20 protein-coding genes are annotated in these 23,432 nt (G+C 46.4%); 1 reads left to right on the forward strand and 19 read right to left on the reverse strand.

Going from position 1 to position 23,432, the window contains the following annotated elements; genetic code table 11:
* Window positions 1–45: 45 nt before the first annotated feature.
* The 6 genes from AB3N00_RS19775 to argC all read right to left on the reverse strand — a co-directional run bounded on the left by AB3N00_RS19775 (window position 46) and on the right by argC (window position 7,550).
* Window positions 46–1,281 carry an argininosuccinate synthase gene (locus AB3N00_RS19775; protein ID WP_175394711.1) on the reverse strand — a complete coding sequence of 412 codons (1,236 nt, stop codon included), beginning with the start codon at window positions 1,279–1,281 and terminating at the stop codon, window positions 46–48.
* Window positions 1,282–1,374: 93 nt separating this feature from the next.
* Window positions 1,375–2,340 (reverse strand): ornithine carbamoyltransferase, encoded by a 966-nt coding sequence (gene argF, locus AB3N00_RS19780; RefSeq protein WP_413036130.1) that lies wholly within the window; start codon window positions 2,338–2,340, stop codon window positions 1,375–1,377.
* Between the two features lie 198 nt (window positions 2,341–2,538).
* The gene (locus AB3N00_RS19785; protein WP_413036131.1) at window positions 2,539–3,795 is read right to left on the reverse strand and encodes an aspartate aminotransferase family protein; all 1,257 of its coding nucleotides are present in this window, start codon (window positions 3,793–3,795) and stop codon (window positions 2,539–2,541) included.
* A gap of 279 nt (window positions 3,796–4,074) precedes the next feature.
* Window positions 4,075–4,914, reverse strand: a complete 840-nt coding sequence (argB, locus tag AB3N00_RS19790) for an acetylglutamate kinase (protein WP_413036132.1) — start codon at window positions 4,912–4,914, stop codon at window positions 4,075–4,077.
* 230 nt (window positions 4,915–5,144) lie between these two features.
* Window positions 5,145–6,383, reverse strand: coding sequence for a bifunctional glutamate N-acetyltransferase/amino-acid acetyltransferase ArgJ (gene argJ, locus AB3N00_RS19795; protein ID WP_413036133.1), 1,239 nt, complete (start codon window positions 6,381–6,383; stop codon window positions 5,145–5,147).
* 117 nt (window positions 6,384–6,500) lie between these two features.
* The gene (gene argC / locus AB3N00_RS19800; protein ID WP_413036134.1) at window positions 6,501–7,550 is read right to left on the reverse strand and encodes an N-acetyl-gamma-glutamyl-phosphate reductase; all 1,050 of its coding nucleotides are present in this window, start codon (window positions 7,548–7,550) and stop codon (window positions 6,501–6,503) included.
* A gap of 332 nt (window positions 7,551–7,882) precedes the next feature.
* Here argC and cls point away from each other — a divergent pair, with 332 nt between their 5' ends.
* Window positions 7,883–9,331: a cardiolipin synthase gene (gene cls / locus AB3N00_RS19805; RefSeq protein ID WP_413036135.1), complete on the forward strand. Its 1,449-nt coding sequence runs from the start codon at window positions 7,883–7,885 to the stop codon at window positions 9,329–9,331.
* 118 nt (window positions 9,332–9,449) lie between these two features.
* Here cls and AB3N00_RS19810 read toward each other — a convergent pair whose 3' ends face one another.
* The 13 genes from AB3N00_RS19810 to AB3N00_RS19870 form a co-directional block, all read right to left on the reverse strand.
* Window positions 9,450–10,355 carry a YitT family protein gene (locus tag AB3N00_RS19810; RefSeq protein ID WP_413036136.1) on the reverse strand — a complete coding sequence of 302 codons (906 nt, stop codon included), beginning with the start codon at window positions 10,353–10,355 and terminating at the stop codon, window positions 9,450–9,452.
* Window positions 10,356–10,481: 126 nt separating this feature from the next.
* A protein-coding gene (gene prfB, locus AB3N00_RS19815) for a peptide chain release factor 2 (protein ID WP_337033151.1) occupies window positions 10,482–11,595 on the reverse strand; the annotation gives its coding sequence in 2 pieces (ribosomal slippage) (window positions 10,482–11,522 and window positions 11,524–11,595; 1,113 coding nt in all).
* Complete coding sequence (locus tag AB3N00_RS19820; protein ID WP_413036137.1) at window positions 11,588–11,749, reverse strand: hypothetical protein; 162 nt, start codon at window positions 11,747–11,749, stop codon at window positions 11,588–11,590. The genes prfB and AB3N00_RS19820 overlap by 8 nt, the downstream gene beginning before the upstream one ends.
* A 95-nt stretch (window positions 11,750–11,844) precedes the next feature.
* On the reverse strand, window positions 11,845–14,349 hold the full coding sequence (gene secA, locus AB3N00_RS19825) for a preprotein translocase subunit SecA (RefSeq protein WP_193723489.1): 2,505 nt from the start codon (window positions 14,347–14,349) through the stop codon (window positions 11,845–11,847).
* Between the two features lie 805 nt (window positions 14,350–15,154).
* Window positions 15,155–15,718, reverse strand: a complete 564-nt coding sequence (gene hpf / locus AB3N00_RS19830; RefSeq protein ID WP_095291396.1) for a ribosome hibernation-promoting factor, HPF/YfiA family — start codon at window positions 15,716–15,718, stop codon at window positions 15,155–15,157.
* Between the two features lie 357 nt (window positions 15,719–16,075).
* Window positions 16,076–16,273 (reverse strand): cold shock domain-containing protein, encoded by a 198-nt coding sequence (locus tag AB3N00_RS19835; RefSeq protein WP_024631599.1) that lies wholly within the window; start codon window positions 16,271–16,273, stop codon window positions 16,076–16,078.
* Between the two features lie 151 nt (window positions 16,274–16,424).
* The gene (locus tag AB3N00_RS19840) at window positions 16,425–17,600 is read right to left on the reverse strand and encodes a glycosyltransferase (RefSeq protein WP_413036592.1); all 1,176 of its coding nucleotides are present in this window, start codon (window positions 17,598–17,600) and stop codon (window positions 16,425–16,427) included.
* A gap of 79 nt (window positions 17,601–17,679) precedes the next feature.
* Complete coding sequence (locus AB3N00_RS19845) at window positions 17,680–18,852, reverse strand: DegT/DnrJ/EryC1/StrS family aminotransferase (RefSeq protein WP_413036138.1); 1,173 nt, start codon at window positions 18,850–18,852, stop codon at window positions 17,680–17,682.
* A complete protein-coding gene (locus tag AB3N00_RS19850) occupies window positions 18,842–19,486 on the reverse strand; it encodes an acetyltransferase (protein ID WP_413036139.1) in 645 nt (214 codons plus the stop codon). The genes AB3N00_RS19845 and AB3N00_RS19850 overlap by 11 nt, the downstream gene beginning before the upstream one ends.
* Before the next feature lie 19 nt (window positions 19,487–19,505).
* Entirely contained in the window at window positions 19,506–20,645 is a 1,140-nt protein-coding gene (gene neuC / locus AB3N00_RS19855) for a UDP-N-acetylglucosamine 2-epimerase (protein ID WP_413036140.1), read from the reverse strand.
* Window positions 20,642–21,670, reverse strand: coding sequence for an N-acetylneuraminate synthase (neuB, locus tag AB3N00_RS19860; protein ID WP_413036593.1), 1,029 nt, complete (start codon window positions 21,668–21,670; stop codon window positions 20,642–20,644). The genes neuC and neuB overlap by 4 nt, the downstream gene beginning before the upstream one ends.
* On the reverse strand, window positions 21,667–22,407 hold the full coding sequence (locus AB3N00_RS19865) for a cytidylyltransferase domain-containing protein (RefSeq protein WP_413036141.1): 741 nt from the start codon (window positions 22,405–22,407) through the stop codon (window positions 21,667–21,669). Before AB3N00_RS19865 ends, neuB begins: the two co-directional genes overlap by 4 nt.
* Before the next feature lie 3 nt (window positions 22,408–22,410).
* Window positions 22,411–23,427: a UDP-N-acetylglucosamine 4,6-dehydratase family protein gene (locus tag AB3N00_RS19870; RefSeq protein ID WP_413036142.1), complete on the reverse strand. Its 1,017-nt coding sequence runs from the start codon at window positions 23,425–23,427 to the stop codon at window positions 22,411–22,413.
* Between the last annotated feature and the right edge of the window lie 5 nt (window positions 23,428–23,432).

Raw genomic sequence — 23,432 nt, forward strand, 5'->3', positions numbered from 1 at the left:
CCTTGTATAGTTGTATGGTATTGATAAGCTCTATTTTAAAATGAATTAGTTTTTGTTTTGTTCCACGCCGGAATTGACTTTCAGACGGAGTGCGTTCAGGCGGATAAAGCCGGTTGCATCCCCTTGATCATACGCTTGTGTTGGGTCAGCTTCCATGGTAGCAATGTCCGGGTTGTACAGACTGACAGGGCTTTTCACGCCTGCGCCAATGATGTTGCCTTTGTACAGTTTCACACGTACGGTACCTGTTACGTTTTTCTGGCTTTCGCTCACCAGCGCTTGCAATGCCAGACGTTCCGGTGCGAACCAGAAGCCGTTGTAAACGAGTGTGCTGTAACGCGTAATAAGGCTGTCACGCAGGTTCATGACTTCACGGTCCATGGTGATGGATTCCATTTTACGATGTGCTGTGAACAGGATCGTTCCACCCGGTGTCTCGTACACGCCACGGCTCTTCATGCCGACAAAACGGTTCTCGACCATGTCGACACGGCCAATCCCGTGTTTGCCACCCAGCTCGTTCAGTTGTTCCATCACTTGCAGAGGGCTCAAACGCTCGCCATTCAGTGCTACGCAGTTGCCTTGTTCGAATTCCAGTTCAACATATTCCGCTTGATCCGGTGCATCTTCCGGTGCATTGCTCAGCAGGAACATGTCTTTGTTCTCGTCCGTGCTTGGATCGAACCAAGGATCTTCGAGCACGCCGCTCTCATAGCTGATATGCAGCAGGTTACGGTCGGTCGAGTACGGTTTAGCTGCCGATGCAGTTACCGGAATACCATGTTTCTCTGCGTAAGCAATCATCTCGGCACGTCCTGGGAACTGGTTGCGGAATTCTTCCAAACGCCAAGGCGCAATCACTTGAATGTCAGGTGTCAGCGCAGCTGCGTTCAACTCGAAACGAACTTGGTCATTTCCTTTACCCGTAGCGCCGTGAGCAATCGCTGTAGCCCCTTCTGCACGAGCGATGTCAACCATGCGTTTAGCGATCAACGGACGAGCGATACTTGTACCGAGCAGGTATTGTCCTTCATACAGAGCTCCCGCCTGGAACATCGGGTAGATGAAATCTTTCGCGAACTCATCGCGCAGATCGTCGATGTACACTTTGGAAGCGCCCGTAGCGAGTGCTTTTTCTTCCAAGCCGTCCAGCTCATCCTTTTGTCCGATATCCGCAGTAAATGCGATAATCTCCGCATCATAGGTTTCTTTCAACCATTTCAAAATTACAGATGTGTCCAACCCGCCGGAATACGCGAGTACGATTTTTTCCTTAGCCATGTTCGTTGGTCCTCCCCAGTTTCAGTTACTATACACTTTTATCTATCATCGCTAACCCTGCGCCTAAAATCAACTCATTTAGACAAACAGCGGCTATTCGCTCATTAACGCGGCCATCAAGGCTTTTTGTGCATGCAGCCGGTTCTCCGCCTGATCAAAGATCAGGGAGTTCGGTCCATCGATCACACCCGCACTCACTTCTTCTCCACGGTGTGCAGGGAGGCAATGCAGGAACATGTAATCCGGCTTCGCGCCTTTCATCAGTTCCTCATCTACCTGATACGCGGCAAATGCCTGCTCACGAATCTTTTGCTCCTCTTCAAATCCCATGCTTGCCCATACATCGGTATAGACGATATCTGCATCCTTCACGGCTTCCTGCGCACTGTACGTCACAGTCACCTGAGAACCGCTTTCCTGTGCGATGGTGCGTGCTTGCTCTACCACTGCGCTGTCTGGCTCATAACCTTCTGGCGTCGCTACAGCAACATGCATTCCCATCTTCGCTGCACCCAGCATGAGGGAGTGTGCCATGTTATTACCATCTCCGACATAAGCCATTTTCAGGCCAGCCAGTTTGCCTTTGTGCTCCAACACCGTTTGGAAGTCTGCCAGCACCTGACACGGATGAGCAGCATCGCTAAGACCGTTAATCACCGGGATATCGGCATGCTCCGCCAATTCAGTCACATTATGGTGCCCAAAGGTACGGATCATAATGCCATCCAGGTAGCGGGTCAATACTTTGGCCGTATCATGAGTCGTTTCCCCGCGTCCAAGCTGGATATCGTTCTTGCTCAGGAAGAGCGCGTGCCCACCCAGCTGGAACATGCCTACTTCAAAGGATACACGTGTACGCGTGGATGATTTTTCGAAAATCAGTCCGATCGTTTTGCCTTTCAGCGGCTGATAAGGTACGCCACTTTTTTGCTTGCCTTTGATCTCAATCGCCAGATCCAGCAAGTAGCGGATTTCTTCGGCTGTGTAGTCCGTAAACTCAATAAAATCGCGGCCTCTAAGATCGACCTTCTGGATTTTCTCCGTTTGTTGTGTTGTCATATGAATGTTGTCCTCCTTATTTCCGGTTCCCTGCACCCGCTCAGGCAGAAGAGAGCAGCAGGAGCGCATGCTCACCAGGCTATTGCTCAACCCCATCTTCCGTTGGTTCTCCGCGCGGCTGCAGGGATTCATCATCTTGTTCTGCTCGGGGCCATGAAAGGCCCCAAGAGCAGCATGTTTTTCATTTGTCAGAACGTATTAGGCCTTCTTAGCTGCTACGTGCTCTTCAATCAGCGCCGCCACCAGGGATACAGCCTCGTCGATCTCTTCCTTGCTCACATACAGATTCGGAAGCAGACGAATAACATTCGGCCCTGCGTTAACGAACAAGATGCCACGTTTCTGTCCAGCCAGTACGATGTCACCCACCGGTTCTGCACATTCGATTCCGACCAGCAGTCCCAATCCGCGAACTTCCTTCACAAATGAATTGCCTGCCAAACGGTTCCGCAGGGAGCTCATCAGATAATCCCCCATCTCAGCAGCGCGCTCAGGCAGGCGATCTTCCAGCATCGTTTCAATCGTGGCAATCACCACGGAAGAAGCAAGCGGCGTACCCCCGAATGTCGTTGCATGGCTGCCCGGGGTAAACGCATCCCGCAGGAAACCTTTACCCAGCATCGCTCCTACCGGGAAGCCACTACCAATCCCTTTGGCTACCGTGAAAACGTCTGGCTCGATGCCATAGTGTTCATGGGCAAACAGTTTGCCTGTACGTCCCATTCCGGTCTGTACTTCGTCCACGATCAACAAAAGGCCATGCTCGTCACACAATTTCCGTACATGCTTAACGAATTCCGGTTCGACCGGATATACACCACCCTCGGCCTGAACCATTTCCAGCATAATCGCGGCTGTCTTGGGACCGATTGCCGCTTCCAGCGCTGCTGTATCATGCAAGGGAACCGTCACGAATCCGGCTGGGAGTGGCAAAAATCCTTCTTTTACCTTAGCCTGCCCTGTGGCTGTCAGCGTAGCAAGTGTCCGTCCATGGAAGGACTGGGCAAATGTAATCACTTCATAACGGTCTGTCCCCTTCACCTTCTGGTGATAACGGCGAGCTACCTTAATGGCTGCCTCATTGGCTTCCGCACCACTATTGCAGAAGAACACGGCATCGGCACATGTATTGGCTGTCAGCAATTCCGCTGCTTTCTCCTGACCCGGAATTTGGAACAGGTTGGAGACATGCCACAGCTCATCGATCTGAGCTTTCAGCTTGGCTCCGACTTTCTCCGGTGCATGACCAAGGCTCGTTACAGCGAGTCCGCACATGAAGTCGAGATAACGGTTGCCCTGATCATCCCACAACCAGCTGCCTTTACCCTTGACCAAACTGATTGGATATCGTGCATACGTTTGGAAAAGAGAGCTCTCCGTCTGTGCCGCTGCACCTGTTGCTGCTGCTCCCGCTACTGCTGTGCCAGAACCTGGCTGTTCAATGCCTTTTGCCATCACCTTTCACGCTCCTGTTCCTTTTTGTAAGTACACTGGTACTCCTATATAAGCCAATCCTACTTAACACGAGGCCACTCCGATTGCAGTACCATCTTCCGATCGCTGTTATCCCCGGAATTTTTAACCCACTTTTTAAAGGTTAAAATCCGGGGATAAACGCGAACGCTTGCGCTTCTACAGATTGGTTCTGCACTCTCCGTTTCCGTGTAACGCTCAAATCTACTTATATATAAATCCGTACAGAATATTAATCTGTCTGTTATTAAAGTCCACTTTTTATTGCATGCGGATAATTCGGGTTCCGATCGTTTCGCCCTGAAGCACACGGCTCAGGATCTGTGGTTCGCTGCCGTCTACGATGATAACTTCGCGTACTTTGCCATGAATACACGCAATGGCTGCGCGTACTTTTGGGATCATACCGCCGTAGATTTCTCCGGTCTGGATCATGTCCTCGATCTCCTGTACGGAGACGGATGGCAATACTTTTTTCTGGCCGTTAACGGTTTTCATGATTCCAGGCACATCGGTCACGACAATCATCCGGCTCACGCCGAGATGGGAAGCTACCGCTCCTGCTGCTGTATCTGCGTTGATGTTATACCGCTGTCCGGTCGCATCCACGCCTACCGGGGCGATTACAGGCATATACCCCATATTCACAATGCCTTGAATAATTTCCGCTTGGACACCCGTCACGTCGCCAACCCAGCCGATCTCTGCATGGTTAGAAACCGGTTTGGCCTGAATTAGGCCACCGTCCACGCCGGACAAGCCGAGCGCACGTCCACCAACACTTTGGATCAAACGGACGATCTGTTTGTTGATGCTTCCGGCCAGTACCATCTCCACGACATCCAGCACGGGTTCCGTCGTTTTGCGCAATCCATTTACAAACTCGGTTTCGATGCCCAGCTTCGCCAGATTGTCCGATATTGCCGGGCCTCCGCCATGCACGATGACTGGCTGAGTCCCCTGGGACTGCAGGTCACGCAAATCCGCAAAAAAGGATTCAGGCAATGCCGCTAGTGTGCTGCCTCCGCATTTCATTACAAACGTCTGCTTCTCCGCACCTTTTTCCATTCCGGCACTCTTATTCTGTAATGTTGAATTCATGAGGAGCACTCCTTTCGTATTTTTATTCTATATAAAATCAAACCTTTTACATTTGCCACTCCGATTGCAGCACCATCTTCCGATCGCTGTTATCCCCAGATTTTTTGATCCCTTTTTAAAGGGTAAAATCCGGGGATAAACGCGAACGCTTCGCTTCTACAGATTGGTCCTGCCCTCTCCGTTACATGTAAAATCACAATATTTAACATTGAATAAAACAAGATAGTTCATTAAGTGCGGTATGCCGCGTTGATTCGTACATAGTCATACGTCAGGTCACAGCCCCAGGCTGTAGCCGTTCCTTCGCCGTGGTGCAGATCCACCACAATGCGAACGGTATCCGTCTGCAGATATGCCAGAGCTGCTTCTTCGTCGAACACCACCGGACGGGACTGCGCAAGTACCGAGATGTCTCCCAGTCGAATATCAACGGTGTCCGGATTTACTGGCTGTCCTGCACGCCCCACGGCTGCAATGATCCGTCCCCAGTTCGCGTCAGCACCAAACATGGCTGATTTCACCAAGCTGGAACCAATGACCGTTTTCGCAATGGCCTGTGCCGATTCATCACTCACCGCACCCGTAACCTGCACCTCTACCAGCTTCGTTGCCCCTTCACCATCACGTGCAATCGCTTTGGCCAGCACTTCGCACACATAGGTGAATCCTGCTGCAAAAGCTTCCCAGTCCGGATGCTCCACGGTCAGTTCCTCGTTCCCCGCCATACCACTGGACATCGCTACGAGCATGTCGTTCGTGCTGGTATCTCCATCCACGGTAATCATGTTAAATGTATGGTTGGTCGCCTGACGCAGCAGGCGCTGCAACGCCTCTGCCCCAATAACTGCATCACTCGTCATAAATGCGAGCATGGTTGCCATATTGGGATGTATCATGCCTGATCCCTTGGCCGCACCAGCAATGGTGACCGTCTTGCCGTTTACAACGACAGATACGCAGGCTTCCTTTTTCACCAAATCGGTCGTCAGAATCGCCTGGGAAAATTGCTCCGCTTCGTTTGCTTCCTGCCCCAAACTTGCGGGCAATGCGCTGATGCCCGAGTGTACCGCATCCATTTTCAATAACTCACCGATCACACCTGTCGAAGCCACAGCAACATCCTCTTCAGCCACGCCAAGTTCACGTGCAGCGGCCGAACGCATGGCATATGCATCTTTTTCGCCCTGCTGGCCGGTACAGGCATTTGCGTTACCGCTGTTTACGACGACCGCTTGAAGGCGTCCATTGCTCAAGCTCTCACGGGTGACTTTCAATGGCGCTGCTTGAAATACATTAGTCGTATATACGGCTGCTGCCGTGGCTGGCACTTCACAACGGATTGCTCCGATGTCGTTGCGTGATGTTTTTTTCAACCCGCAATGAAGTCCGCCAGCCGCGAACCCGCGCGGGGTTACAATCGTTCCGTTCTTCACTACGGTGTAAGCCTGTTCCTTCACATTTGTTCCCATATGTTATCCCCCGTGTGCGTTCGGCTGCATGCCGATTGACCGCCTGCTTATCCTGAATCCGATGATCCTCGCAATGGTTCCGGACTCGCGTCTGCACGCTCCTCCGATCGCCATTCCTTACGGATATACCGGCGTCATGTTCAGCCCGAGGTTCTCCTCCCATCCCATCATCAGGTTCATATTTTGAATCGCTTGCCCGGAAGCACCCTTCACCAGGTTGTCGATGACTGAAATAATGGTTAAACGTCCTGTTCTCGGGTCAACCGCAAATCCGATATCACAATAGTTCGATCCTTGCACTTCTTTGGTAGAAGGCCAAATTCCCGGTTCACGTACGCGTACGAAAGGTCGATTCTCATAATACTTACGATACAGATCCACCAAGTCACGATCACTGTGTTCCCCCACCAGACTGGCATACATCGTACTCATGATCCCACGTGTCATTGGCACAAGTTGTGTGGTGAACGTCACCGTTACCGGACTGCCGGTAATATTGCCGAGTACTTGCTCAATCTCAGGTATATGTTGATGTTTGTTGAGTTTATAGGCTTTGAAATTCTCGTTCATCTCTGCATAATGATTCGTCAGGCTGGTTCCCCGTCCTGCACCGGATACGCCGGATTTGGCATCAATGATAATGGTGGATGGATCAATCCATCCCGCTTCTACCGCAGGAATAAGTCCAAGAAGTGTAGCTGTTGGGTAACAGCCTGGATTGGAAATAAAGTTTCTGCCCTTCACTTCATCTCCGTACACCTCAGCCATGCCATACACCGCTTGTTCCAGCAACTCACTCGGTGGAGCCGGGTGTTTATACCACTCTTCATACACCGTTCCATCCTTCAGTCTGAAGTCGCCAGACAGATCAATCACCTTAAGCCCTGCTTCGAGCAGGCTTGGAACGAGCTTGGCGCTTACTCCGGATGGGGTAGCTGTGAATACCAAATCTGCACGCTCTGCAATCTTCGCTGGAACTACACCATCCAGTGGCCTGCGAATCACGTCCGTCAAATGCGGGAATCCATCTGCGATGGACTCGCCGCTGCTGGATGAAGAGATCACCGAAGTGATTTCAACCTGCGGATGGTTCTGAAAAAAACGAATCAGCTCCACCCCGCCATAGCCGGTGGAACCGACAATTGCCACTTTTAATTTGTTACTCACTCTCGCTCCCCCAATCCTGTTGTATGCGCTGCTTATACGATGTTCATGCCATCAAACGGCCTTCACACGGTAATTCCGTCGCTTCTATGCATATTTGTGTATTATTATACGACTCTAGTTATATAAATACAACACTCTACCATCAAATTCACATGGATTCTTGGCAATCCCGAACATATCTTTTCCAATATCTGCGGACGAACCCGAATACTTCTGCTAAAATACGTTTTATAGGAAACATTACATACCAAGGTCTTATTCATAACAATTCTACACGAGGAAGGGTTTATGAATGGGTTCACGATGGTCATTATGAGACATGGGGGACTACAGTGCATATCGAATCCATTTTACTTATGGTACTCCTGGGCCTGAATATTATCTTCGCTGCGGCAGTCGTGTTCTTCGAACGCAAGGATGCCAGCGCATCCTGGGCGTGGCTGCTCGTCTTGAACTTTATTCCTGTGCTTGGGTTCGTACTTTATCTACTAACAGGTCAGAATCTGACCCGCTACCGGCTGTTCCAATGGAAAGAGAGAAAGAAACTCGGTTTGGAAGAACGCATAGCGGCCCAGTTGGAACAGCTGCATGACAATCGGACACCATTCCGCAACCAAGCGACGGAAAGCAGTCAGGACATGATCTACATGAATCTGAAGCAGAACGGCGCTCTCCTGACGGAAGACAATGCGGTAGAGATCATCACGGATGGAACAGACAAATTCCAGCGGTTACTTGATGATATCGAAGCGGCTCAGGATCATGTTCACGTGCAATACTACATTTACCGAGGCGACCGGCTGGGTAAAAAAATTCGCGATGCCCTGATCCGCAAAGCGCGGGAAGGCATCAAAGTTCGTCTGCTCTACGACGCGCTTGGATCGCGGCGGGTATCGAAACGCTTTTTCAAAGAATTGCGCGAAGCAGGCGGTTTGGTTGAAATCTTTTTCCCATCCAAATTCAGTCTGATTAACCTGCGCATGAACTACCGCAACCACCGTAAGATCGTCATCATTGATGGTAATCTGGGTTATACCGGTGGATTTAATGTGGGCGATGAGTATCTCGGTTTGAATTCCAAGTTCGGTTATTGGCGCGATACCCATCTGCGTATTCAGGGAAATGCGGTTCATGCTCTCCAGACCCGTTTTCTACTGGACTGGAATGAAGCCTCCAAGCAGCATGATACCCCTTATGTTCCTGAGCATTTTCCGCATATTGAGGGTACAGGTACGACGGCGATGCAGATTGTCTCCAGCGGACCGGATGCAGAGACGGAACACATCAAGAACAGTTATCTGAAGATGATTAATGGAGCCAAACATTCCATCATGATTCAGACGCCTTACTTTATCCCGGATGCTAGTGTATTCGAAGCCATACGTCTCGCGTGCCTGTCAGGTATAGATGTGCGTATCATGATTCCAAATAAACCGGATCACGCCTTCGTATACTGGGCTACGCTGTCTTACATTGGTGAGTTGTTAAAAGTCGGCGCGAAAGTATTTATATACGATAATGGCTTTATTCATGCCAAAACACTCATCATTGACAGCATGGTCGCATCGGTGGGTACTGCCAATATTGATTACCGCAGCTTCCGCCTGAATTTTGAGGTGAATGCCTTTATGTATGATGAGGAAATTGCCACGGCATTGGTCGAAACGTTCGAGCATGACCTTAAGGTTTCCCGAGAGATGACGCAGGAGGAATACAACAAGCGCAGCCTGAAGATTCGTTTCAAAGAAGCAATCTCCCGCTTGCTGTCTCCGATTTTGTAATTAGGGTAAATTCAAATAGTTGTAACTTCATAAAAAAGCAGGGACATCCTCCGCCAGGTTTGGCTGGAATGGATCCCTGCTTTTTTTAATTTATAGATGGCCCATAGAAAAAACGTGATTAGACCTCTTCTCGTTTAAAACCTTCACCGAGCACTTCGTGCGCATTACTGATAATGACAAAAGCACCCGGGTCCACGGACCGAATCAGTGCTTTCAGTCTCGGCACTTCATTTTGTCCAACGACCACCATCAATACGGTACGCTGATCGTCCGTGTAACCACCCTTTGCCTCCAGCTTCGTTAATCCACGATCCAGATCCGCAAGAATGACTTTGGTGATCGGCTCCGTCTTATTGGAGATAATGTAGGCAACCTTGGAGTAGCCAAGTCCCATCTCCACGGCATCGATCACTTTCCCGGTAACGTACAATCCAATCAGTGCATAAAGTGACTGTTCCAATGACAATACAAAAGCAGCCATAATAATGACGGTAGCATCCATGATTACTACGCAAAGCGAGTAACTCAGTCCACTGTATTTCTGTACGATTCTGGCGAGAATACTCATCCCCCCGGTTGAACCTCTTCCCCGGTATACAATCCCGATCCCCAGACCCACACCTATACCTCCATACAGGGATCCGAGCAATGGATTCGTCGTTGGAATAGCCCAGTCTTTCGTCAGATAAACAAACAGGGGCAGCACAATACTGCCTAGCACCGAACGGATGCCATACTGTTTACCGATGAGTAGAAAGCCTGCGATAAGAAGCGGAATGTTAATGGCCCACTGCGTATATGCGGGTTCTAGCCCCAGCCACTCTTTTCCGAGAATAGACAGCCCGGATACCCCGCCTGAAGCAATCTGATTAGGTAATAAAAATAAGTTAAAGGCTACCGCGATCAGAAACGAACCCAGAATAATGGATACCGTATCCACTACGTTTCTCCAAGGCCCGTTCAGGGGGATGAGGGTGTTTACCCGCTTTTTGCGGTTAGGAATTAAATGCTGTTGCTGCTGCATGTCGTCGTGCTCTCCTTTTATGTGACTGATAAGTTGCTGATTTCTCTACCCTATTTGGGCTCAAAAAAAAGCCCCTGTATACACCAGCATACGCCTACACGTATCCGGTCCATACAGGAACTTTGATTACTCGGTCTCTACTTTAATCTGGCTGCGCAAATAACCGTCGATGAATGCATCGAGGTCGCCGTCCATAACTGCACCTGTATTTCCTGTCTCTACGCTCGTACGGTGATCCTTTACCATACTATAGGGATGGAATACATAGGAGCGAATCTGGCTTCCCCATGAAATATCCGACTGATCGCCTCGGATTTCATCCAGCTGTTGTTTTTGCTCTTCAATTTTACGCTCATACAATTTGGAACGAAGCATTGTCATCGCACGCTCACGGTTCTTGATCTGTGAACGCTCGTTCTGACACGTTACCACGACCCCTGTAGGGATGTGTGTAATCCGCACGGCAGAGTCGGTGGTATTGATATGCTGTCCACCCGCACCACTCGCACGATACGTGTCAATCTTGAGATCCTCTGTCCGAATGTCTACTTCAACCGTGTCATCGATCTCTGGAACAACATCACAGGATACGAAGGACGTATGTCTACGGCCCGAAGAGTCAAAAGGAGAGATCCGCACCAATCGATGGACACCCTTCTCCGCTTTTAGGTAACCGTAAGCATTATGTCCCTTAATGGATAGCGTGACACTCTTGATTCCTGCTTCATCACCAGGCAGATAATCCAGAACCTCTACCTTGAAGCCTCGCTTCTCGGCCCAGCGGGTGTACATCCGCAGAAGCATCTGTCCCCAGTCCTGTGACTCGGTACCACCTGCACCCGGGTGAAGCTCGAGAATGGCATTCATTTTATCGTAGGGCTGGTTTAGAAGGAGCTGAAGTTCAAATTCCTCAAGCTTGCTTACAATCGCTGTGACGCTGCTGCCAACCTCGGCGGCCAGATCTTCGTCGCCTTCTTCATCAGCCAGTTCAACCATCATCAGGGCATCGTCATAATCTTGCTGCAGCTTCGCGTATTGATCAACAGATCCCTTAACCGCGTTCATCTCGGCAATGACCGATTGTGCTTTCTCATTATCGTCCCAGAAATCCGGAGCGGACATCTTCTCTTCAAAGTTCTCAATCATTTCCTGCTTGAGATCTAAGTCAAAGAGACCCCCTAAGGTTTGTTAGTTTCTTGCCTATTTCACGCAGGTCCTGCTTCACGCTTGGATCAATCATGTGCAATTCCTCTTTTCATTAAGATAAGCTCCCCGCAAACCGGGCACTTCGCCAGATCGAGTGTCAGATGCTTCACCTCGGCGCCTGAGATTACTGTTACAACAGCAATTCTCTTCACCTCGATCATGGTCACATAGTTATAACTATGCACCAATCACCGGTTATGCATCCTTCATTTGATCATTTGAAATGCCCGGCTGCAAGGAGCCGTTCATGTATTCTATATGGCGTAAAAGAAAAGTCGTTTAACTATTCTTGGCCGTGGCAGTGTTTATACTTTTTGCCGCTGCCGCATGGACAAGGGTCATTGCGGCCAATTTGGTCGGAGACTTTTACCGGACGCTTCTCAGCGGGTTCACCACTCGTTGAGATTTGACTCTCTTCCACTACGGCTTGACGTTCCTGATTGCTCTCGATTTGGGCTCTCATTACATAAGTTGCCACTTCTTCCTGGATCGAAGCAATCATCTGATGGAACATTTCGAAGCCTTCAAATTGGTACTCACGAAGTGGATCTGTACCGCCGTATGCACGAAGGTGGATACCTTGACGCAGTTGATCCATCGCATCAATGTGGTCCATCCATTTGCTGTCGACTGCACGAAGCACAACGACTTTCTCAAACTCACGAACCATTTCTTCACCGATACGCTCTTCACGTGCATTGTACTTTTTCTGCACTTTATCAAACAGGTACTCGATGATTTCTTCGGCTTCCTTGCCCCACAGCTCGTCTTTGGTGATCGCACCATCATCCAGCAATTTGCTGTTCATGTAGTCTGCCACTTCCTGCAGTTCCCAGTTCTCTGGAATATCGTCACTGCAGTGTGCTTCAACAATGCGTTCAATGGAAGGTTTAATCATATCCATAACGATCTGTTTGATATTTTCGGATTCAAGCACTTCGCGGCGCTGTTTATAAATAATTTCACGTTGTTGGTTCATGACATCATCATATTGAAGAACGACTTTACGTACGTCAAAGTTATTTCCTTCAACACGTTTCTGTGCAGACTCAACCGCACGGGTAATCATCCGGCTCTCAATCGGTTGGTCCTCTTCGAAGCCAAGACGCTCCATCATGTTCAGTACATTGTCTGCACCGAAACGTCTCATCAGCTCATCGCCAAGTGACAGATAGAATTGAGTTGAACCCGGGTCACCCTGACGTCCTGCACGTCCACGCAGCTGGTTATCAATCCGGCGTGATTCGTGACGCTCTGTACCAATGATATGAAGACCGCCCACTTCGGCTACGCCTTCACCCAAGATAATATCCGTACCCCGTCCAGCCATGTTGGTTGCGATCGTTACCGCACCTGCTTGACCAGCACCTGAGATAATTTCTGCTTCTTCCGCATGGTACTTGGCATTCAGTACCTGGTGTTTGACACCACGGCGTTTCAACATGTCGGAAAGGCGCTCGGAATTCTCGATCGACACCGTACCCACCAGAACCGGTTGGTTTTTGCTGTGGCGTTCCACGATCTCTTCAACTACTGCTTTAAACTTGCCATCAATGCTCTTATATACGACATCCGCCATATCATCCCGTTTGTTCGGACGGTTGGTTGGAATTTGTAATACTTCGAGACCGTAGATTTTCTTAAACTCTTCTTCCTCGGTTTTCGCTGTACCTGTCATTCCCGCAAGCTTGCGGTACATCCGGAAATAGTTCTGGAATGTAATCGTCGCCAGCGTCATGCTCTCGTTCTGTACCTCGATGCCTTCCTTCGCTTCAATCGCCTGGTGCAAACCATCGCTATAACGACGTCCAGCCATCAAACGGCCCGTAAATTCATCGACGATCATGACTTCTTCTTCGCTGACTACGTAGTCGACGTCACGACGCATAATTACATTTGCTTTCAGCGCCTGTACGATGTGATGGTTAAGGGTAACATTGGCGTGATCATACAAGTTTTCAATGCCAAATGCTTTCTCCGCCTTAGCCACACCGCCTTCAGTCAGGGCAACGGATTTCACTTTGATATCAACTGTAAAATCTTCTTCCGGTGTCAGACGTTTCACGAAACGGTCTGCAGCATAGTACATATCCGTCGACTTCTGTGCTTGTCCCGAAATGATCAAAGGCGTACGAGCCTCATCGACCAGGATGGAATCCACTTCGTCAATGATACAGAAGAACAATGGACGTTGTACCATTTGCTCTTTGTACAGCACCATGTTGTCACGCAGGTAGTCAAAGCCGAATTCATTATTCGTTCCGTACGTAATATCGCAAGCATATGCATGCTGTTTCAGCGCATGATCCATACCGCTCAGGTTGACCCCGACCGTCATGCCCAGGAATTCGTAGATTTGTCCCATTTCCTGGCTGTCACGCTGTGCCAAATAATCATTGACCGTAACGACGTGTACCCCTTTGGACATCAACGCATTCAGGTAAACCGGGAGGGTTCCTACCAGGGTTTTACCTTCACCTGTTTTCATCTCGGAGATGCGGCCCTCATGCAAAGCAATACCACCAAGCATCTGTACGTCATAGTGACGTTTGCCCAGAACACGGCGAGATGCTTCACGTACCGTTGCGAATGCTTCTGGCAGAAGCTCATCCGTTGTTTCCCCTTTTTCGATACGGGCACGGAATTCCTCGGTTTTGGCTTTCAGCTGCTCATCAGACAACGCCTGAAATTGTGGTTCCAGTTTATTGATCACATCGACCGTCTTCATCAGACGTTTAACATCACGTTCGTTCATGTCGCCGAAGATCTTTTTGACAAGTCCTAGCATGGTATACCCCTTTCGTGCAAAACAGAATAGACCCCCTGCTGCCGCCATGCGACACCATCGGATGGATGTACATCCACTTGCCCGGGGGTGACAAACGATATAAAACATTAATATGGATGAATCAACTCCAGGCTTGCCCAGGGTTACTCATGAAGCTGATTCGATATTCACAGGATTCACTCCTCGTATATAAGGGCTAATCCAAACCTTACGAATCATGTTCATGGTGCTGTGCCTGTCATTGATTATGATTACGATCATTCGTTGACAATTCCTCATCAGGACAATGATTCTCTTGCATAAATTGTAACAGTTTGTAAGGGTCGCCGCAACACGCCGCGGCACACTTCTTTGAACTTCCGAAGCCCCTTCGTACACGTTTAAGTGCAAAAAATCATAGCCGTTAGCGGAAGCCTTCTCTTTCACTGCTATATTTTCAGATCATATGGTTAGAATAAGAAAATGTTAGTGGTAAATTTGGAACCAACTCTCAGCTTATCGAATCTATTCCTGAGTCTTCACGAATTACGCTGTAGGCGTGTAAATATTTATCCTTTTTCGTGAAAAGTCATTCGATTTCTTACTATTTATTAGACGCAGCGGTATGGGAAATAGTTTCATCAACTTGCTTCCATAATTTTTTTCCAGCTTTTATTTATGCAGAAAAGAGCCCCACCCTAAAGGATGGAAGCTCTTGTTTAGTTTAATCGTTTAATTCATTCAGGAAACGAAGTGTCCTGTCGTTATTGTAATCGTAAGTACTCATTTTCAACTTAAGGGTTCAGAGTTCCATCTTTCAAGGCGATTAACCTTGCTCGATCAAACCATATTTCCCATCGTTCCGTTTGTACACGACACTGACTTCTTCATTCTCAATGTTGGAGAATACGAAGAAATTGTGGCCGACCATGTTCATTTGGAGGATTGCCTCTTCCACGTCCATCGGTTTCAACATAAACCGTTTCGTCCGTACCACTTCAAAATCATCGTCATCTGTATCCACATCCAGTTCAGCAGTAGCTACTGTACCTGTCGGATCTTCAACGAAGAGCGTTTTCAAGCTGCCTTCCTGGCGGAACTTCCGGTTAACTTTCGTTTTGTGTTTACGGATCTGACGTTCCAACTTGTCCACCACGGCGTCAATGGAAGCGTACATATCATCGCTCTCATCTTCGGCACGGAGCACAATGCCTTTCAAAGGGATCGTCACCTCAACCGTATGCAAGCCTCTCGTCGTGCTCAATGTAACAGCACCGTCAGAGTTAAGGGGTGCATCGAAATACTTCTCGAGTCTACTCAACTTTTTGTCGACATAATCTTTCAAAGCATCGGTAACCTCGATTTGTTGACCTCGAATACTTAAATTCATAGGGCACTCCTCCTTTTCCTTTGCCACTTCATTATAACACGAATGTAAGCGCCATGTAAAAACTCCCGGTGACCGAATCATGACATCTGTTCAAGTCACATCTGCCCACCTACGCGTAACGCCATATTTCGCGATATTTCATCATATTTAGGCGAAATTCTGTATTTACATGATGTTGATATAGGGCGCTTGAAGAAGTAATTAACCGTTTTCCTCTTTCCTCAATCTATTATGTAATATCTTAAAATGAATCTATTAGAAAAACAAAAAAAGACCCCGGAAAACCGGAGTCTATTGCTAGCGATAATTCAATTGGTAACCATCTAACCATATATGTAGGTCGGATTGTCCGGATGATTATAATTTGATTACGTTAGCGGCTTGAGGTCCACGTGCGCCTTCGACGATGTCGAATTCTACGGATTGACCTTCTTCCAAAGTTTTGAAGCCTTCGGATTGAATTGCGGAGAAGTGTACGAATACATCGCCGCCATCTTCAGTCTCAATGAAACCGTAACCTTTTTCTGCGTTGAACCATTTTACTTTACCTTGCATGCACTAACATTCCCTTCGTCATCAAATGAAGTGAAGCTCTGGCCAAGACCTTAGCCCACAATTCAGACTATACCATCCAGACTTATCCATTGTCAATTGGTAAAGAAAATGTTTTATTGGTATTATTTTGTAGAAAAATGGCGTTATTAAGTCAGTTTACTGACTTATGAATGAAATATGTTTTCAAAATTTCCCCAGCACGATTGCTCCACTGGTGATCTAATTTCGCCTTCTGTATACCTGCTGTCGATATGGCATTCATTTTTTCAGGATTTCTCAGCAAATCTCCCACAATGGTGTGTAAATTTTCATTTTGGGAATCAAAATATACAAGTTCATTCCCATTAACAAAGTGTTCTTCGAAATAATTGTTCTTGTTAACAAGTGCAACTGATCCTGCTGACATTGCTGTAAATACACGTTCATGAGCACCGTACAAAAACAACGGCAAAACAGTCAGTACTATTTTCGATCTAGACATCAATTGAGGAATTTCTTCAAAGGGAATAGCTTTGGATATCTTTATATTTTCTGCAAACGATCCATTTTCCCATCCATTACCACACAATAATACATTATAGTCAGTCAAGGAAGATACCAATTCATTTCGCATACGTGAACGAACGTACAAATCTACCTTTGCCAACAAATTAAAAAGTTTAGTATTCGACAAATCTAACTCAATATGGTTACGTTCCAAAACATATTTAGCAGAGTCCATTAACGGTTTACTCCGATTCGCATATACTTCCTCTGCAATATTGTTTAACAGACCAGAAGCTATTGCACCTAACTTATCCCACTCACTTCTTATGGCTTCAGGATGAGAGAAAGAGCCTGGAACCAAAACATCAATATCCCTTTCTCCCATATCAGGGGTGTTAATGTTCATTGGCTTACAACCGTGAGGGATGAATGCTTTGGTGTTTTTTACATTCATATATTGGTTCACAAATTCGATATGTTCTCTATCAATAAAAGCATATATAATATTTTTGACATTTGGCAAGATTCTCGGATACTGATGAAGCGGATCATCTACAAAATAAGCAACGAATGGGATATCTAAATAATCGTACAATGAAGTTTGCCCACTTTTAACATCCACACCGACTCCATTCATACCTAGGAAAAACAGAATATTTTTCTGACCGTTAAGTACATCGGTTAATTTTTTGTCCCAATCACTATTCAGCAAATCAATGAATTCAACGTTGTAACCATATTGAAGAAATCCATCACCAAGGTCATCCGCAAAGTGTCTTAATACGTCATACTGGCTCTGGCCTTTAAAAATTATAATTGTAGATTCACCTAAAATGATCATCACCCCTGAATATATTTCATAAAACGTCCCAAAAACCTGCTATATTCTTATAAATGCAACTAACCTCGAAAAATAACAACTAATTCAACACACTTTTGTACTTTTCTTTTCCATTCAACGTTGATTGTACAATTTGAAGCACTAAATCTATGTCTTCATCAGTCATCTTCGTATCTGATGGTAAACAAAGCCCTTGTAAAAAAATACGAGCTGACACATCCTCACCTTCATCATGAGTGAAATAAACATTATTCTTAAAAATCGGTTGCATATGAAGTGGTTTCCAAATAGGACGAGATTCAATATTCTGATCTGCAAGAGCTTTTATAATCTTATCTGGATATATTTCGCATAACTTAGGATCTATTGTCATTACCGAGAGCCAATGTGTTGAACGACCAGTGGGCTTTTCGCCAATTACGGTGACTCCGGTAATTGAATTGAGCTCTGTAGCATACCGATTCCTTATTTCTCTTTTACGTGAGATGCGTTCCTCCAATACCTCCATCTGCCCTCGACCGATACCCGCTAGTACATTGCTCATACGATAGTTATAGCCTATTTCACTGTGTTGATAATGCCGCGCCTGATCTCTTGCCTGTGTAGCCCAAAATCTAGCTTTCTCGAGTGCTACTTTGTCTTCGGAGACAAGCATTCCACCACCAGAGGTTGTGATAATCTTATTACCATTAAATGAAAAAATTCCAAATTCCCCAAATGTACCACTCTTGCGACCTTGGTGAGAAGCCCCAAGCGATTCAGCAGCATCTTCAACAATCGGAACTTCGTACTTTTGACAGATTTTCATGAGCGATTCATAATCAGCACTCTGTCCATACAAATTGACAACTATAACAGCTTTTGGCCTCTGACCTATAGCAGTATAATTAGATAGTGCTCGCTCCAATGCTTGTGGCGACATGTTCCAGCTGTTTGGCTCCGAGTCAATAAAGATCGGTATCGCACCCTGATAAAGAATAGGGTTGGCACTAGCAATGAAAGTGAGTGAGGAACACAGCACTAAATCTCCTTGCCCCACCCCTAATAAACGTAATGCTAAATGAATTGCAGCTGTACCGGAATTAAGTGCTACAGCCCCAGCTGCTCCTACATAATTGGCCACAATTTTCTCGAATTCATCAACATTAGCCCCCAAAGGAGCGATCCAATTCGTATCAAAGGCTTCTTGAATGTAACGTTGCTCTCCCCCTCCCATATGCGGAGAGGCCAAATAAATACGCTTAGTCCGCATCGTTCTTCTCCTTCCACTTTACGATTTTGGCGGGACATCCTACTGCAACGACATGAGAAGGAATATCTTCAATCACAACCGCGCCAGCACCTACTGTGCTATATCGTCCTATTCGTACACCAGGAATGGAACATGCCCCAATTCCAAGGTGTGTGGCCTCTTCTACACAAACATTTCCCGCTAGACGGACGCCAGGAGACAAGTGTACATAGTCGGCAATTCGGCAATCATGATCGACCGTCGATGACGTATTAATAATAGTATGGCGACCAACCTGTACATCCGCTTGCAAGATGGCTCCTGCCATCACAACACTGCCACTTCCTACCTGTACTCCCGTTCCAATTATAGCTGTTGGATGGATCAGCGTAGCAAATACAGCCCCCAAGCTTTCCAACTGGGTGGCCACTTGGCGACGAATTTCAGCATCTCCAATCGCCACGATCCAAGCTGCGTCCGTATGCATAGCGACGATGTTGGGTAACGTTAAACGACTACCTAGATGCGGAACATCACGCCAGACAGGTAAAGACCAACGATCGTCGACCACACCACATACCTCATGTTGAGCAGCATTAACTGCATCCAATACAACTTTGGCATGCCCACCGGTTCCGAATATGATTATACTCATGTCATCTATTCCTTCTTTCTCAGTAGGAAATAGTCTTTTGAATCCATTCTCTGTTTGAGGGAGTCTCCTTTAACAATCGTACAATATGATCTGATGTCCCTGGATACTCGTATACATTGTGTAAGTTCTCTAAATTCTCGACAAATAACTGAGAACTTATTTGTACCAATGCCTGACTTAATGCCGTTGCACTTTCTTCAATATCAACTGTATTTGCAGAACGCTCCCGTCCTGCTTGTCGGCTTCCTATATTAATTACCGGTATCCCGAATGACGCTGCTTCGATGATTCCTGATGAAGAATTACCCACCAACACCTGTGTATGTCGTAAAAGTGTCAAATAGTCCAGCGGTGCAAAACTTGTGACTGTGGTTAAGTTTGGATACTGGTTTAATCTCTCATATACCGAAGCGATCTGTTCAGTGCCTGCATCAGCATTTGGTCTAACCGCAATAACATGTTGACTGTGTTGCAAAAGAACAAGAATCATTTTTTCCAGCTCATGAACAGCCGTTACCTCTGTCGTGACAGGATGATAAATAAAGAGTGAATATTCACCAATGCCTTTCAGTTCATATCGTGTTAAGACTTGCTCTATATCCGGCAATTTCTCTCGACGAATCGTCTCGATCCGAGGTGCGCCAACCACATGTACTCTCCATTCATCTTCACCCATACGCCGTAATCGCACAGCACTACCTTGAGTAGCCGGAAGATGCAGATGAGCCAGCTTGCTGATTGAGTGGCGGACAGATTCGTCGATCGTTCCAGATACTTCTCCTCCATGCAAATGAGCGACCAAAATATTCAAGTGCGTCGCAGCGATCGCGGCCGCGAGCATCTCTCCACGGTCACCTAGTAACAACACCACATCAGGCCTGCTCTGCTCAAAGGTTTGTGTCATCCCTAAAATTCCCATAGCAATTGATCGGGCCATATTTCCATGAGTCCCGCCATGAAGAAGTGAATCCACCCGAAAATTCACAGTAAAACCGTCTCGCTCAATCTGCTCAATAGTACAGCCGTATTGTGGCGATAAATGCATTCCAGTGGCGAGAATTAAAAGTTCCAGTTCTTCATCAGCTTGAATACGTTCTATTACCGGATGATAGATACCATAGTCGGCACGCGTGCCTGTCACAACCATGATTTTCTTCATTTTACATCGTCCCAACTAAGCAGTTCTTCCTCTTCAATTTCTCGTGTCGCAGTTTGTCCTAGCAGTTCATAATAACATTTCGGTGCAAGACCCGTTCCAGGTCGTTTAATAGTTAAGTCTGCTTTCTCTAAAACTTTTCCCGACGGAATATTCCGTGCGGCAACTATACTCTTACGAGCGACAACACGTGTATTCACCTCAGACGGCATACAACGCTTATTTCCATCCCCCCAAGCCAACTGTAGCCCTCTCAGAGCCTTAACAAGTCTGGATAGTTCATAAGGTTCCAGCGATGCTTTGTGATCTGGTCCAGAAAGTTGACGATCTAGGGTGAAATGCTTTTCAATCACTTGTGCCCCAAATGCAGCAGCTGCAAGAGAAATCTCTATGCCTTCTGTATGATCGGAATACCCTGTTACTTGGTTAAACTTATCTCGCAATGTCTGTATTGCAGCCAAATTCACATCTACAAGCGGTGCAGGATAATCAGAGGTACAATGCAGGAGAGCAACCTGACAATCTGGGATTGCCACGAGAGCTTCCTTAATCTCTTCTAAATTCGCCATGCCCGTTGACAATAGTATTGGGCGACGATAAGAATTAAGTTGATGCAAAAACGGAATATTGTTCATATCACCGGAACCGACTTTGAAAGCCTGCACCTCTATAGAATCCAGAAAAGCTGCGCTTTGCTCATCAAAAGGCGTTGATAGAAAATCAATTCCTTTTTCTATACAATAGTGTTGCAATAACCGAAAATCCTCAAATTTCAATTCCAGCTTTTTGAGCATTTCTAACTGACTTTCTGATGACGTTGTGTTTTTCTCTTGATATTCCGCCTTGTTTGCACCACGAGTGACCAAATTTTCACTGACAAAAGTTTGGAACTTAACTGCATCCGCTCCAGCTTCAACTGCCTTGTCAATACACTCCAACGCTAGCTCAAGAGAACCGTTGTGATTCACTCCAACTTCAGCAATAACATAGAAATACGGTTGGTCCTTAGATTTAAACAACTGATTTATTGCCATTCTTCTTCTCCTTTCTGGCCGTCCTTTCTTTCAAATTCTTTCATAGCAAACTCCGCCAAGCGGAAATCCCAAATATCGTCTATGTCAATCGAACGTTCTTTGGGCATGATAAACCCCAAATTATTTTCACCTACTATCAGATTTTGTTCCATCAACAGATCACGTTTCATAAAATACACTGCTCCATTCAACTCGTACAACTTCTCCAGTTCTTGTCGCCTTAAATGTGAAACAGCCTTGACATAGGAAGATAGCTTTCCATGTTCATCGATACATCGCAACAAATATGGATGTGTCTGAGCAGAAGTCACACTTTGTAACGAGTCAGCATCATGGGAAACAAATTCCTTATAGGCATCTAAGATATCCTTTGCATTCCTTAATGGAGAGGTCGGCTGTAAAAGCAAAATTGAATCAAACGAGAGCTCTAATTCGCGCTCATAATAAGCAACCGCATGTTTTATAACATCAATACTTTTTGCTTCATCGGAAGCCAGCTCAGTTGGACGTAAGAAAGGTACAGAAGCCCCGGCTTCACGGGCCACCTTTGCAATTTCTTCAGAATCAGTTGAAACGACCACTTCATTAACACAGCCACTCTTAAATGCAGCTTCAATTGTATACACAATCATAGGCTTCCCATTCATTAATCGAATATTTTTACCTGGTAACCCTTTCGATACTCCACGGGCAGGAATAATGGCTAAACAATCAGATATTCTCTTCTTCATCTTTCAATTTTCTCCCCCAAAACCAAGTCCATTTGCTTCAAGTAATTCACGCAGATCTTCCTTATGAAGTCTTGGTGCAGTGTGGGATGAGTATTCCTGGTGAAGTGCCGGAACAAATCCTTCATAGTTTAGGCGTTTAGTATCAAAAACAGTTGGTATAATATACATACTAGTATTTTCCACTGCTCTCTCTGCTTCATCTAGGGTCATAAGTTCTTCGTAGAGTTTTTCCCCAGGACGCACACCAACCTCTTCAATCGTTGCCTCATAGCTTTTGCCTGTTGCCTGTTCAAATGATTCAACTAAACATTCAGCGAGATCAGTGATTTTCAATATCGGCATTTTTAAAACAAATACTTCCCCACCTTGGGATAAACGTGCTGCATTTAATACCAGCTCTGCAGCCTGAGGAATAGACATCATAAAACGTGTCATCTCATGGTGTGTTACCGAGACACTTTTACCTTTTTGAATTTGCTCTCGAAACAAGGGAATAACAGAGCCGCGTGATCCCATAACATTCCCAAAACGTACACAGGAGAATATTGTAGGTTTATTACCTTTATAGAAGTTGGCAGCGGATATTAATCGCTCAGATAAAAGTTTTGTTGCCCCCATTGTATTAGTAGGATTAACAACTTTATCTGTACTTATGGATATTACTTTTTGAACGTCATTCTCCAGTGCTGCCTCTATTATATTTTGTACTCCAACCACATTGGTTTTAACTGCTTCCATCGGATTATATTCACAAGCAGGCACATGTTTCAGTGCTGCAGCATGAAAGATAAAGTCCACACCTTCCATAGCATAACTTAAGCGCTGTTTATCCCGAATATCTCCAATCAGATATCGAATGTTAGAAAACCCCCGAAGTTCATGTTGCATGGCAAATTGCTTACTTTCGTCACGGCTATAGATTCGTATAGCCCTTGGATTTTCCTTTAACAGCATACGTACGATTTCGCTACCAATGGAACCAGTGCCTCCAGTAACGAGTATGATTTTATCCTCAAACATGGCCC

It is taken from the genome of Paenibacillus xylanilyticus (assembly GCF_047246825.1).
GTDB lineage: Bacteria > Bacillota > Bacilli > Paenibacillales > Paenibacillaceae > Paenibacillus > Paenibacillus xylanilyticus_B.